This is a genomic window from Alteromonas sp. 5NS40-0096, assembly GCF_057544385.1.
In genome coordinates, this window is record NZ_BAAJLQ010000001.1 from 1,212,616 (window position 1) to 1,226,463 (window position 13,848).

Annotated in this window: 13 protein-coding genes; 5 read left to right on the top strand and 8 right to left on the bottom strand. The window is 44.9% G+C overall.

What is annotated here, in order from left to right:
• The first annotated feature begins 3 nt into the window (after window positions 1–3).
• The gene (locus AC27G9_RS05555; RefSeq protein WP_487071857.1) at window positions 4–720 is read left to right on the top strand and encodes a DUF1439 domain-containing protein; all 717 of its coding nucleotides are present in this window, start codon (window positions 4–6) and stop codon (window positions 718–720) included.
• Between the two features lie 114 nt (window positions 721–834).
• Window positions 835–1,224, top strand: coding sequence for a VOC family protein (locus AC27G9_RS05560; protein WP_487071859.1), 390 nt, complete (start codon window positions 835–837; stop codon window positions 1,222–1,224).
• A gap of 139 nt (window positions 1,225–1,363) precedes the next feature.
• On the opposite strand, the gene AC27G9_RS05565 is transcribed toward AC27G9_RS05560, so the two are convergent.
• The 3 genes from AC27G9_RS05565 to AC27G9_RS05575 are packed head-to-tail and all read right to left on the bottom strand — an operon-like array spanning window position 1,364 to window position 4,693.
• On the bottom strand, window positions 1,364–2,803 hold the full coding sequence (locus tag AC27G9_RS05565) for a wax ester/triacylglycerol synthase domain-containing protein (RefSeq protein WP_487071861.1): 1,440 nt from the start codon (window positions 2,801–2,803) through the stop codon (window positions 1,364–1,366).
• The gene (locus tag AC27G9_RS05570) at window positions 2,788–3,471 is read right to left on the bottom strand and encodes a TetR/AcrR family transcriptional regulator (RefSeq protein WP_487071863.1); all 684 of its coding nucleotides are present in this window, start codon (window positions 3,469–3,471) and stop codon (window positions 2,788–2,790) included. Before AC27G9_RS05570 ends, AC27G9_RS05565 begins: the two co-directional genes overlap by 16 nt.
• 10 nt (window positions 3,472–3,481) lie before the next feature.
• The gene (locus AC27G9_RS05575) at window positions 3,482–4,693 is read right to left on the bottom strand and encodes a DUF445 domain-containing protein (RefSeq protein ID WP_487071865.1); all 1,212 of its coding nucleotides are present in this window, start codon (window positions 4,691–4,693) and stop codon (window positions 3,482–3,484) included.
• 411 nt (window positions 4,694–5,104) lie between these two features.
• On the opposite strand from AC27G9_RS05575, the gene AC27G9_RS05580 reads away from it, so the two are divergent.
• A complete protein-coding gene (locus AC27G9_RS05580) occupies window positions 5,105–6,589 on the top strand; it encodes a DUF3336 domain-containing protein (RefSeq protein ID WP_487071867.1) in 1,485 nt (494 codons plus the stop codon).
• A gap of 68 nt (window positions 6,590–6,657) precedes the next feature.
• Complete coding sequence (locus AC27G9_RS05585; RefSeq protein WP_487071869.1) at window positions 6,658–8,088, top strand: hypothetical protein; 1,431 nt, start codon at window positions 6,658–6,660, stop codon at window positions 8,086–8,088.
• A 50-nt stretch (window positions 8,089–8,138) separates the two neighbouring features.
• On the opposite strand, the gene AC27G9_RS05590 is transcribed toward AC27G9_RS05585, so the two are convergent.
• The 4 genes from AC27G9_RS05590 to AC27G9_RS05605 all read right to left on the bottom strand — a co-directional run bounded on the left by AC27G9_RS05590 (window position 8,139) and on the right by AC27G9_RS05605 (window position 10,810).
• Window positions 8,139–8,747 (bottom strand): hypothetical protein, encoded by a 609-nt coding sequence (locus AC27G9_RS05590; protein ID WP_487071871.1) that lies wholly within the window; start codon window positions 8,745–8,747, stop codon window positions 8,139–8,141.
• Window positions 8,748–8,903: 156 nt separating this feature from the next.
• Window positions 8,904–9,266 carry a phasin-related domain-containing protein gene (locus AC27G9_RS05595; RefSeq protein WP_487071873.1) on the bottom strand — a complete coding sequence of 121 codons (363 nt, stop codon included), beginning with the start codon at window positions 9,264–9,266 and terminating at the stop codon, window positions 8,904–8,906.
• A 136-nt stretch (window positions 9,267–9,402) separates the two neighbouring features.
• Window positions 9,403–9,537, bottom strand: a complete 135-nt coding sequence (locus AC27G9_RS05600; protein ID WP_487071875.1) for a hypothetical protein — start codon at window positions 9,535–9,537, stop codon at window positions 9,403–9,405.
• A gap of 10 nt (window positions 9,538–9,547) precedes the next feature.
• Complete coding sequence (locus AC27G9_RS05605; RefSeq protein ID WP_487071877.1) at window positions 9,548–10,810, bottom strand: serine hydrolase domain-containing protein; 1,263 nt, start codon at window positions 10,808–10,810, stop codon at window positions 9,548–9,550.
• A gap of 63 nt (window positions 10,811–10,873) precedes the next feature.
• Here AC27G9_RS05605 and AC27G9_RS05610 point away from each other — a divergent pair, with 63 nt between their 5' ends.
• Window positions 10,874–12,406 carry a LytTR family DNA-binding domain-containing protein gene (locus AC27G9_RS05610; protein WP_487071879.1) on the top strand — a complete coding sequence of 511 codons (1,533 nt, stop codon included), beginning with the start codon at window positions 10,874–10,876 and terminating at the stop codon, window positions 12,404–12,406.
• Between the two features lie 42 nt (window positions 12,407–12,448).
• Here AC27G9_RS05610 and AC27G9_RS05615 read toward each other — a convergent pair whose 3' ends face one another.
• A complete protein-coding gene (locus AC27G9_RS05615; RefSeq protein ID WP_487071881.1) occupies window positions 12,449–13,843 on the bottom strand; it encodes a S41 family peptidase in 1,395 nt (464 codons plus the stop codon).
• Window positions 13,844–13,848: the final 5 nt, after the last annotated feature.

Below are 13,848 nucleotides of genomic sequence, written 5' to 3' on the forward strand. Positions count from 1 at the left end.
TCGATGGACAAACTATCAAAAACAGACTGGTTAAAATACGCAATAGGTTATTGCTTGGTAAAGCTCGGAAAACTCAAGTACGACAGGTTTACCACTGCTGAACTCAATGCGTTGATTGTTGAGCACTTTCCGCAACAGTTTGACCTCAGTGTTCCCATTGGTAACGGTGTTGTCCGCATCATCGAAGGTGTTGTCAGCATGCCCGCAGATAGTGTTCGCTTGCACCTTCAATGTCTCGCGGGCGTCGAAGTCAAAGTAATGGGTTCCCCAATTTATCGCGCTCATGCGATAGTGCAAATTAGTGCACTACCCCGTTATTTAGAACAAACTCAGACCCTTACGTTGGTAGACATTAAAGTCGACGATTTGCATTTAGTTAACGACGAGTATTCATTGCTTAAAGATACTCAGTTTTTAATCGACAAATTGCTACCTGTACCGGTGACAGGCCTGTTGGGAGCCCCAATAAAACAAGCTTTGAATGTACTGAGTGCAGGCACATCAGACCAGGCGCTTAACTATCTCAAACTGTATGTTGGCGGCAGTAAGCAACGCATTCTTGAATACCATCAACCACAGATCGAAAAAGCGTTACTCGAAGCCGTTGCGGAATTTGATCTCGACTACCAAATGCAAGCAACCCAGTGGCGAGAACACCTGTTCGCCAAACTCGGAAAAACAGTCGCAGTAGAAGAATCCGAATTGCGATTCTTGTTTTAAGTAGAGACTGGAGCGTGTGAACTTCATTTCTACAACAGCAAAATCCTCCACGCAATTGAATAAAAATTGCGCTAGTCTAGAGCATGCTACTTCAATCATCACAGGGGCGATATCATGAAAATAAGCTTAACCAGTGTACCTGTTCAAGACCAAGCGCGTGCGCTCACGTTTTATACCGAAAAATTGGGCTTTGAGAAAAAAGAAGATGTTCCTATGGGGGAACACCGATGGCTAACTGTGGTCTCGACACAGACGCAAAACGGAATTGAATTACTGCTTGAGCCACTCGGTTTTGAACCAGCCAAAGTCTTTCAGCAATCACTCTATGACGCCGGTATCCCCTACACATCGTTTGAATCCGATGATATTGATCAAGAAATCGCTGACTTAAAAAGCAAAGGCGTGGAAGTGAGAGGTGACGTACAGGATATGGGTGAAGTACGTATGGCGATTTTCGATGATACTTGCGGAAATCTGATCTGCTTGGTCGAAAAAAAGCGCTAGATAGACCACTTGATTGTCACAACGACCTTGCTCTACGCTCCAATGCTTAGGGCAAGGCCGCCCCTAGATGTCCCGTTGTCATAAGGCTTACTCACCTATGAACTAATCGGACCGTCAGTAGAGGTGAGGAACCGTGGTATTATTCGCTGACTATCGACAAGGGCACCGTTTCAGGGTGCTCACCAATATCATCGATATTCAGTGTAGGGTCGTCGATACTTGCTTCCAACATATCAAACGCTTCAATAATGTACTCAGCCAATGGCTGCAAGCTATCAATGTGCTTGTTACAACAGACTAGCCCAACATTCGCAACACCTGCATAGGTCATCAGGGTTATGTTAACACCACCTCCGGGCGTGATAGTAGAAATGGGATAACAAGCCAACAATTTCGAGTCTTTCAAGTAGCGCACATCTTCAGGCCCGGGTACATTGGATACCAAGATATTAGCGATTGGCTTGATATAATCTGATATGTGCAGCATTTCGAAAATCAGGGCGAATGACTGAATAATGATGGTATAGGCGCTAAAGGTTCCGGGGCTTGCATGTTGGGCTGCGAACTTAACAATACGGTGATTATTTATGATTTGCCTGAGCCTTAAATACGGGTCTTGTTCACCATGGGCTAGTTGAACAGGCACAATAGCAATTTTGTTGCCTGTTGTTTTTTCACCCGGTTTACGCAAGTTAATAGGCATATTGGTATACAGGGCTTTTTTGAAAGTGTGACCGTGATCTTGAAGTAATCTATGCACGCCGATATCAAAGGCGGTTAATAACACTTCATTGGCAGACGCTCTGGCGCGTTTACCTAGTGCTTTGACGCGAGCGAAGTCAATGTCCATCGTCGCCACGGCCCTACCGGCTTTAACTTGTCCCGTTAAGCGTGTTTTGGTCCCCGTAAATGGCACGGGCATGTAGTGTGTGTTGAACCGACACAACCTCATTAACAAGCGAACTAAAATAACCAGCAGGTCAAACATCATTCGCAAGAAACCCAACACGGAAGTGAAAAAATTCACCACAGGTCGTCCCTTTTGACCACGCTTTGTACGCAGCCTTTTTACCGCCCAAACAGGGATGAAAGACTCGTCTTGCGGCTCGGGTAAATAACCCGCTTGAAACCATCTGACTAAGGTTGCACCGTCACCGTACATGTGATGAACACGTGCATAAATCGCGTAGTTGTCATGGTTATCGTCGTAGATAAAATGGTATTGCCACAGCGGTTTGTCTGGGTCTAAACGAGATTCATGCAAGCTGGCAACAAAATCGTCCAGCGCGACGCGGTCCGTAATATCATCGACCTTGTGTAACTGAACGTGGTAATCCATGTTCATTTTTTTAACCGGCTGAAGCCCCAATGGATAAGTCATGAACGTTTTTACCCGACAATTAAACGGCGGACATGCTTTGGCGTAGCCTTTCATCTCTTGGTAAAGGTCTGTGACATACGCTTTAGGGGCAGCACCATCAGGTATACTAAGTAATTGCAAACTGGCAACGTGTTTTGGGTTGGCGTCTGACTCGGTTAACCAGAACGACTTATCAAGAAATGTTAACGACTTTGCCATGTATCCTGCCCTTGACTGGTAAGTTTTATTTCGTGCAGATTCGCAATCGTGTGGTCGTGAATTGCGGTTTGTAGGGCCTCCAAACTGGACGGCTCCAATTGAAATCGAGGTAGCAATGCCGTTGTGATAAGTGATAATGCATGATAGCGCTGTACTTCGGCATCGTCGTGTTTTCGCCATTGGTCGAAATGACACGATTGAGTAACAACCAGACTAATGAGCTCCACGGTTAATTCTAGCTCTGCCGGCAAAAACTGACATTCCCCGCGCTTTTGGGCACATTCAAGTAGTCGTTTTGTCTGTTGTTCAATACCACTTAATAAACGATGAATTTGTTGGCTTGCATGAGGGTACTTTTCGGCAAGGTCAGCAGGGCTGCGATAGAGAAAACCAAAAACTTGTATTTTATCAATCAGAAGATAGAAGTAATAAAACAGGTCACTTCCCGACAAGCGTTCAGGAAGGTCTGGTACCAGCAGCTTATTCATCTCCGCTTTGTGTAGTTCGAGGAGCGCATCTACCATGACTTCTTTACCTTTGAAGTGGTAGTACAAATTACCGGGGCTGATATCCAGCTCCAAAGCAATATCCACGCTGGTAACGGCATTCTCCCCATGCTCGTTAAACAGTGTTAGCGCTGTCAGCAAAATCCGTTCAGCTGTTTTCATAATTCACTCTCTACATAAAGATGAAATTCAACTGCCCAAAACCGGCGAGTAAGCCGAGAATAGCCCCAGTCACAATTAGCTTCCACTCATCGGCCTGATAAGCTGGTCGCAAGACACCTTCGAACTCTTCGGATGACAATGCTTGCATTCTCTCACATAAATCATCGCCAACGCGCAACGCTTGATTGGCATAATCGTAGGCGTAAAATAAGTATTTATCCGTATTCTCAAACAGCAACTTCACTGCTAAAGATTTCATTTTGAAATAGTTTTCTGACCCTACCCCTAAGGCAAAATAAGGCTGGGCCACCGCGACGTAACGCTCAATCGCATCATTAACATGGAGCTCAATCAACTCGAGTAATTGAGCAGACCCCGAACCATGTAAGATAATGTGAGTAATGTTTTGCGAATTGATCAGTTTCTTCTCGATGATCTCAGAATAGACCTCAGAAACTTCTTTTTGCCGCTTTAAGAACATACCTTGAAGCGTAAATGGGCCGAGCTTTACCGGATTTTTCGGTTCAAAGATAATTTTTATGGCAATCCAATTCGTCGCATACCCCACCAATAAACCGCCTAGCGGGAGGATCCACCACTCTGGAAAGTAATGCCAAATGGCAGCAGTAGGTATACCGAATAAAACGCCGAAAAAGAAACCAGAGCGAACAATAAAGGGAAACTCTTTAGCCCCCGCACTCAAAAAGATTTCGTTAATCAACTCTGGGCTGTTGACCAACTGCTCAACGACCAACTCTTTGATATCGATAATTTCATTAACGTTGTGTTGGAAGTCGTCGACCATTTTTTCAACGACATTGGGAATATCATGTTCGATGCGACGATACACCAAATTCTTGCCTTGAACAGGCATGGAAGCCCAAAGCGTCGGGGCGGACTCAGACATCACGTCATTCACCACCTTTTTGATGACTTGCTGTAGGCGTCGTTCAATGGCCTCAGTCAGGGCTTTGGGGTCCAACCGTTCAGCTAATTCTTCTACGCTTAGCAATTTACCAAGGACTAGCTCGACCTCGATTTCCGCCATTTCTTTGCGCTTGGCAGGAATTAACCCTTGCCAACCAAAAATGGGTTTCAGCCCAACGAATTCGATGGGATAAAACATCATTTTCACCGCCAGATAATTGGTCGCCCATCCAACTACCCCACTGATAAGGGGAATTAACGCCAACAAACCTAAAGTTTTTAGATTCCAATCCATACTGGCAATCGGTCACTTATTATCGTTATCTTTATTGCAATTCAAACTACCTTTGACTGCCAGTAGTCCGTATTCAGAACGCGTTGGTTTTGAACAACTATTTGACTGCCAATAGGTAATTCACGAGTTAACACTCAGGCTACTGATTGCGTAGAGAATGGTCAATCACTAATCGTAAAATATTCAAAATAAGGCGAACTCCGTCGACAAAAAGAAGTCAAAATCCGGGAAAATGACGTAAAACTGAAAATTGGGTAGTGATTTCTAATTTATCTCATTACACTCTCTTTCAGGCAAAATATAACTTGGTAATTCACCTTAAAAACAAAGGTGTTACACCAGATATACAAGATGGCAGCTCAAACACAATTTGCGTTAATTCGTGCACGAGCTGATACAAAGAGGTGCAGTATGCCTTTATTCGACCGACGACTTTCTTCTCTAGAAAAAGACATTGATAACGCCGAGAGTTATCAAGCCTATAAAGAAGCATGTATAGAGCATGATGCTTTGTCAGGTGCTGATGACTGGAAAGCGAAGGATGCATGTAGAGAGTATGATTACCGGTTGATCCGCAAGCGTGTGCAACGCCTGCAAATTGCCCGCGGCAAAGGTGACAATCAAGCACTCATGTCCATTTTGCACGAAGGGCTACACGGCAATTTGGGAAATATCGCTAACCCATCTTTGCTCAGCCATTGCAAATATGGCACCAAGCACCTTATCGAGAGCTTTTTGTCAGAGGTGATGTCCTCCCTCGAACAAATCTATAACGCTGACGAACACGAAGTCGACTTTTACGAAAAATTATCTTTTTTTGAAGAGACGGCTCACGCTTATGGCAGAAGTTGCCTAATGTTGTCCGGTGGCGCGGGGCTGGGCTTTTTTCACTGTGGCGTAGTCAAAGCCCTGAACGAGCAAAACCTGCTGCCTACGGTTATCTCTGGCGCTAGCGCGGGCTCAATTATTGCAGCAATGATTGGTACAAGAACCCATGATGAATTGCTAGAAGCAATGACCCCTGAGTTTATTTTCGATAAATTCAAAGACTGGCGAATTTGGGCAGGCTTTTCAAACAAGAGTTTGTTTGACAGTAGTGCGTTAGAAAATGCGCTGATTAACTTGTTTGATCTAATGACATTTGAAGAAGCCTACAAGAAAACCAAGCGACACATCACCGTCACTGTTTCGCCAGCAGATTTGCACCAATATTCTAGGTTACTGAATGCCAAAACCTCACCAAATGCGATTATCACTCAGGCCGTAAGGGCATCTTGCGCCGTCCCGGTGGTATTTAACCCAGTACAACTCAGAGCGAAAGCAGCCAACGGGGATATCGTACCGTATATTCCGAATCGCCGTTTCGCCGACGGTTCACTGATGGCCGACTTACCCTTTGAACGTCTTGCGCGATTGTATGGCGTCAACCACAGCATAGTAAGCCAGACCAACCCATTGGCGGTCCCCTTCTTGTCGTCTAGCAGAGAAGAAGCTGACAACTTGTACAGCATGACAATGCGTCACGTTGGACAACTGGCGAAAACAAACAGTATTTTTGCGTTCGACGTACTAGAAAAACTGATAGACAACAAGGGCGCTAAGCTCGCCATTCACAAAGTTCGTTCTATAATTGACCAACAATATGTAGGTGATATAAATATCATACCTAAGAAGCAGTTACGCAATTTAGCTCAGGTTTTGGCGAACCCTACTGTTGAAAGCATCAACGCCCTCATCGAAAGTGGTGAGCGTGCCGCATGGCCGCAACTTCATGTTATCGACAGAAATACCCAAATCAGTGAAACTTTGCGTTATTATTTACGTCTTCTAAAACAACGAGAAGCGCAAGAACTCGGTCACGTTGATGCTCCACTAGCCACAGGAACCAGTGCCTAACGTCTTCGCTTCTCGTCTGATTGATGCGGTTTTAAAAGCATTTAGGCCGAAACACGCTAAGGACGATAGTGAAGATAACTACCGAAAGCCCTGATAATACTTACACGCAGAAAGTAAAGCGCCTGATTGAACAGGTCTACCCAAACGAATGGGGACATGGCTCGTTATTCGACGATGCTAAGCTCTACTTTTATTCTGGTGTAAAAATCGCGGCTGAAAAACAAGATGTCACTCAAAAACTGGAAAACTTCGTTGAAAACGATGACGAAGTGCAAAGCAAAGTGGCTCTCGAGGATAAACTCAAGACCCTAACCAAGTCGGTAGAGGAATCACGCCACGCCAGGCTAACATCACTACGCCAAGTTGCCCTTCGGTTGCTCGAACTATGCGATGGTGATAGCTATCAAGAAACCCAATTGCTCAGCGCCAAGTTTCTTGGCACGGTGATGCTGATAACAAGGGGCAAAGACCGTAACTTTGCTCGTCTACATCAACGCCTAAAGCCGTTATACAAAGCAGTTTTAACTCTTAGGTTAGCGGACAAAATTATCGCTGATAATAAGCTAAAACACGGGTATTTGGCCAAGTTTAGCGATGCCCATGACCGATTCCAAGGCGACCGTGATTGTATGGCTCGTTGGCAAAATGAATTGGCAATTCCTCTGATCGTCGCGGCGATTATGCAAGACATTGGGCTCCAACATCCGGATTCGTTAGCGGTGTTATATGGAGAAGACGGCAAAAAAGATGAATTTCGCGTACTTGATGAAAAAGAGCGAAAACGTCTGTTAAAACTCAACTTCAACCACACTTTGGACTACATCCAAAATGGCCTTGGCTTACCCAAATACATAGGCAACGACAAAGCAGAGCGTGCGACGTTTAATGACACTCAGCAGCATATTAACGACTTTATCACTCAGGTCGTTCGAGATGCCTATGTATCTAAGGTCGGAATCGGAGAGTTAGTTAAAATCCCCCAGATTTACGCCTCTATCATTCTATCAACCAAGCCCGATTACACGCGAAAGGCCCTACCAAAAGGGTATTTATTGATCGAGCAATTAGCAAAAAAAGGGGCTCTCAACGCCAAAATGGCAGAGGCTTTCATTTCGATTGTAGGCTATTTTCCTCAAGGGTTCGGGGTAACCTACATCCCGCGAAACGAGAAAGGGGTTGAACGGGATCATTACGAGTGTGCTATCGTGACACAACTGAACCCCAAGCACCCCGCTGAGCCGGTTGTTAGGCCCGTCACCCGTGGGTTAACTTACATAACGTCAATAGCAGATGAAACCGTGCCGCGTTCCACTAATCTGTATTTTAAAGCGAACCATAAAAAGCTCATGCGAATAGGGAAAGACCGATTAGCTGAGATAATGAGTGGGTTATCGGCGAACTTTACGCAAGAAGATATCGAAGCTTTGGTACCGACATGCTGGGAACCCAGCGATTACTTTTCAGTAAAAAAGTACCAAAATTTGTGGAATCGTTATTAGCTGGTCAGATACAAGAGAGGCATAGACAAACCACTACGCCTCTTGCTCAATTATTCTGTTTCTTTTTTAGCCGCAGTGGTTTTGGGCTTAGTCGTAGTGCGGCGAGTCGTCTTTCTAGCAGCGGGTTTGGCCGTTGTGGTCTTTGCACTCTCCGTAGCGGGCTTTTTAGCAGCAGCCGCTTTTGTGCGCGTTGTTTTTCGCGCCGTAGATTTAGCAGGCGTCGCTTCGGTATCGGCACTGGCCGCTTTTTTTGCTTCAGCTTGCTTTTTCGCAGCTTGACGTGCGGTGGCCTCTTTGGCCGCAAGTAATGCGACTTGTTCTACTAGCAGGTCGACTTTTGCTGATAGCACCGCTAAGCGCTCATCATTTTTACGGTTGTTAGATTTAAACGGGTTTATCGAATCTAAGATACCGAATGGCATAGCCGACTCCTTTAATTTGTTTTTCGTTGCAACTAAGGTTGCGACTGGACGAAAGCGTTGGCATAACTCTGCTTCCACTTTTTCTCCACGTTGGCTCAAGGCCGTTAAGTTGTCATTGATTGCAGACAACTCATTTCCAACTCGTTGATTAATGGCATCCACTCGGTCTGTAACCAAGCTAAACCCAGCACCAAGCCAACCAAACGATGACGAGTTTTGATTGCTAGTCGTAGTCATATAGATTCCCCAAAAAGCGAATTGAAAAAAGTCTAAGTATTCGGGCCTGTCTATCTTAAAGACTTAGCCTAAGCATTCCGTGAAGGCACGGTAATGACGCACCAATGTCACAGCGAATAAACAAGGCCCGAACTTGGTCTGTCGACCAAGCTTTATTTACTTAGATGCCGCTAATTTAGCAACAGCTTCTGTCAACGCATCAATCTTCGCAGACAATTCTTCGATTTTTTGCTCTGATTGGTCAGCAGAATCTAGACCTAGCTTCTTGCGAACTTCAGACACACGAGTTTCAACATCAGACGTCGTTGCTTTGAACTTAGTCTTTGCTTCTTCTTCTAGGCTCTCACCTTTATTTACCAACTCGTCAAACACTTTAGTTGCTTCTGTGCTGAGTTTTTCGTAACGGCCTTGTGCTTCGTCAAATGTTTTACCATATGCACCCAAGCCAGCTAGCCAAATCTTACGTGCGAATTCTTCAGCTTCGTTGATTTTGCCTTTGATAGTTTCAGTAGTAGTCATGATTTTTCCTCGGTAACAGGTAAACTATTTATTAACTGTACACAGAATAATCAGAAGAATTAGAAACCGCATACTAAAAACCACATTGTTGAAAAAAAATTGTAGACTCCGCTCTTAACGGCCTTGGAATTTAGACTTATTCACGATGTGGCGTTGCGCCTCCGACAACGATAACCATGGATTGCTTCAACAATGGCAACTGCCGAATCATCTGTTGTTTTTGTGAAAGTAGATATCCAGTTTGCAAATCGATGGCCAACTGAATATCCATTTCTAAGTCGTTATTCAGCAGACATTACCGCTTCCCCTTTGGCGTCTAGCTGCTTCGCTGCTATCGCCTGCCCAGCCAGTCTGTAGGCGAACATTTGAATTTCTCCCCGACTGTTTTGCCCTTTACTGTTAGTTAATATTGCAACAGAAATATTGTATTGGGGCACCAGAAGTAAAAAAGCATTGGCACCAACCGAAACGCCGCCATGGTGGATTACATCAACGTCTTCCCCATCGAGAATATGACGTGTGGTGTAATGTCGCCAACCCAAAGCATAGGATTGTGGATTATCCTCTCCCCCGGCGATTTTCTGTACTTGTGTCATTGTTGAAAAGCTCGACTCTGATAACAAACCGTTATTCATTAACGCACTACCGATTTGAACCAATTCAGAAGGCGTGGAGACCAAACCGCCACCAGCGACTTTGTTTGATAAGTTTTGCTCTGGTGTCAGGCCAAACTTGCCATTGTCTGCAACGTAGAAACTCGCCAATTCAGCAGTAGACGGGATTAAGTGTTCCGCCACTGTTTTGTTCAATCCCAAAGGCGCATTGATCAGCTCTTCGAGCAACAGGTCGAACTTCATGTTACCCGCAGCTTGCATGACGGCACTCAACAGCGTGTAACCATGCGTTGAATAGGCAAAATCATGGCCAGGTTCAAATAACAAAGCGTCATCACTAAACTGGGATAGTGCCTCTTCCACATCACCGTATTGATGATTTGACAGTCCATCAGTGGGTGGAAACTTGAAAGGTTCAAAGTGGTAGTGACGAATGCCTGCTGTATGGCTGGCGAGTTGCCTGGCGGTAATTGGCGCATTGTGTTTTGGGAAACTCGGCAGATATTGATGAATTGGTACATCTAGCTCTAGTTTGCCCTCCTCTACCATTCTCATGAGAGCAACTGCTGTTATCGCTTTTGATACGCTTCCAATGCGATATTGAGTATTCACCGTCGCCGGCACATAAGGCACTATACTGGCTAGCCCAACAGCACCTGACCACACTGGCTCACCATTGATGCTCATCGCACCTGAAACCGAAACCGATTGCAAGTCATTCGCCATGGCAACCAGCCCGGATTGCGCCAGCGCTGCTAAGTCCGGTGATGAGCCGGTCCCGGTGGCGACGTGTTCATGGCTTAGATGCCCTTCGGGTAATGGTTGACTGGGCGTATCCCAACGCCAAGACCATATTTGTAATGCCAATAGGTAACCAACAACAGCGACTAAAGGTAGCGCACTCCATTTCAATAATGCTTTCTTTTTCACGTTTTTCTCCATGCGAAATCACTCGATTTACTTATCGAATCGATGTGTTTATATTGAGCCTTAATGAATAAGCGGCTCATCAGTGACGAGCAAGCGCAAATGGACGAAAAACTCAGGAAGTTGATGAGTAGCTCACAAAAATCGACCAAATACTCAATGAGCATTTGGCAATTTAACGTCATTCTGGCGATTTTTTATCTTATCGGGCTAGTCATATCCCACAATGGCTCTGACTTGGATAACGCGTACTGGTCGGGTTTCGAACTCTCCCAAGAAAGTGAAAACGGTGAATGGGTAGCCAGCAACCGCTTTGATATTGGCAAACATGAGACACTACAAAAAGTCCGTTTTTCTGTATCCATTGATGACAGTGAAAAATGGCAACGTCCGGTAGGCTTGATGATTGGTGGCCCATTTTCGGCAAATGTCTTTTGGGATGGCAACGACATAGGAGCAAAGGGCAAAGCCTCTTCGACTTCCGACAGTGAGGTTCCCGGTTTAATCGACGAGATTTTCTTCGTTCCTCAGTCTCTTTTATCGCCCGGCAATCACACGATAGAAGTCTGGTTGTCGACCCATCATCTAATGTTCGACGATGCGTCGGTTTTTCACTTCATTAGTCTTGGACCCTATCGTGAAAATGGGCGCAGAGACTTACGCTATTATGCCACCCCTTTGATCGTGCTCAGTGCGCTATTACTATTGAGCTTTCAGAGTTTTAGAATTGGTCACAACGCCGGAAACCCAGTTCACACCGGGTTGGGAACGTTTGGCTTTTTTGTCATCGTATTACTGATATCTGAAATATCCCGAGCGCTAATTAATTACCAATACCATTATCACGAACTAAGAGGCATTTTAGGTTGGCTAGGCAATACTGGTGCAGGTTTAACCTTGGTGTTCACCTGCTACAAGCTCATAAAAAGCAGAGCTTTAGCCATAGTATTGATAGTCGCGACATTACTGGTGTTTACGACATACTTTATCGCCCTCAAAAGTGGTGATTTGAGGCGTGCAATGGAGTTTATTCTGTTGTGCGCGGCACCCGCGTTGATTTTTACTATCATGACAGCCAGGGGCCAAGTGAGTTACTTATCCACTTTACCTTTATTCGTGATTGCCTGTGTTGTTTCAACAATTTCATCCACCGCCTTTTTTCTTGACAGTTTTCAATTTGTCGCCGCCCTGATTTTGATTGGTGGCGCCTGGGCTTGGGTATACGTTGAAACCGAAACCCCCGTTGCCAATATTGAACAGAGTGAAGCTTGTAGCGAATTTTCTATAAAGCGACCCGATGGGGTGATTAAAGTTTCAGTCCAAGATTGTTTTGCCTTGAAAGGTGAAGGCAACTACACAACGCTGTTGTTAACAAATGGTGAACAACTGCTGCATCAAGACGGTTTAGGGGCCATCATGGATACGAGCCCCAACGGTTTTGTCCGAGTACATAAATCTTATGCAGTTAATATCAAATATGCCAAACAGCTCAAGTCGGCACCAGGCAGTAAGTATTGGTTGGAAATGGCATACCAAGACTCCATACCTGTGAGTCGCTATCGCGCAGTTGAGATTAGGCACCTTCTACAACAAGAGTAAAGACACCGTACTTTTTCGAGTTGATTGAATAGGAAGCCCGTGTCAGTGTTTCAGTTTTTTCAACAGGCCACTTAATATTTCATCTTCTGCGTCTAACATATGGTCTTGTATGACGATATCTGGCTCGACGCCCTGTGCACGTTCAGTGCCACTGACTCTAACAATATAGCCTTTGGCAATCTTGACCGTCAGCCGTGTTTCCGGCAGCGTGTAATGAAATTGCGACGCAAACAATGTTGGAAATTCAGCGGTTTCTTCCCCAACTAAAGTCCCCCACCCGTAATCTTGTATTTGGGCTGCGGTAACACTAGATTGAGAATGTGATTGTCGGTTAATCAGTACATAGATATCGCCGCTGAAACGCTTGGTTTCAGGCATGGGCTGATAATAGTCGAATTCAAATTCATACCGTTCACCATCTTTGTGCTCCATGATGCTTCGCCAGTATGGTAAAGATGTGTCTTTATTGGCTTGCGTGTCTTGTTTTAGTGTTGCGCTAGAGCGCAACGCAAAACGAGAATGCCATTTAAATGGTTTATCCGCGAAGTATGCGACTAAATAGTCGCTAAACGCATCGTCGCCTCCACTGTTGTTTCTCAAATCGACAATTAAGGTATTAGCTTGATGGCTGCTTATTGAGGAAAATGCCGAGTCGATAAATTCTCGATATTTTGCTTGGTCACCGGAAAAATGCCCCGGATTGAGGTATGCGACATCACCGAAAAATTTTACAGTCCGTTGAGCATTGAGAATTTCATCTTTGCGCGCTTCAAACTCATCGAATACCGCAATCGGTTTTAATGTGGCTCTGTGTTGTTGCCCTTTGTAAACGTACACCACATCAAATAACGATTTTTCACCAAACGCGTACCAGTAGTATCGCGGGAACGTGTATACCTCTAACTTAGCATTCTGATAAGCTCGACGCTCACCTGATATCAAAGGATAAATATCGTTTAACACAACGTTTATAGGCTGCCCATTAATCTCGATAATGTTTGCACCTTTTGGCACTGCCGAATCGCGACTAAAGTTTGTACGTACCAATGCTTTGCCATTTTCAAACACCAGTTCTAGCGGAAACAATGTCCCACCAGATTCCGCGTATTGAATATATGATGCCACTGGAAAATCAATTTCTGTATGGCCATTTTTCAACTGTGCGACCAATCGTTGAAAGAGCGTTACAACGTGTTTTAACTCGTACTGTGATGACTGCAATTGCCCTTTGCTGTGCTGATAAGCATCAAACAAGGCTTGTTTCGATACATACGCGTAAGGGTTGTAATGAGTGTGCACAAGCGACTGATACAAGTAATCGAGATCTCTCGATACTTCCTCTTTGGAAAAGGTGATAAGCTCTTCCTCCGCTTGGGGGCTGGCCATAACGCCAGTAACAACACAGCAAGCAACTAAACATAAGCTACGAAAATACATAAATA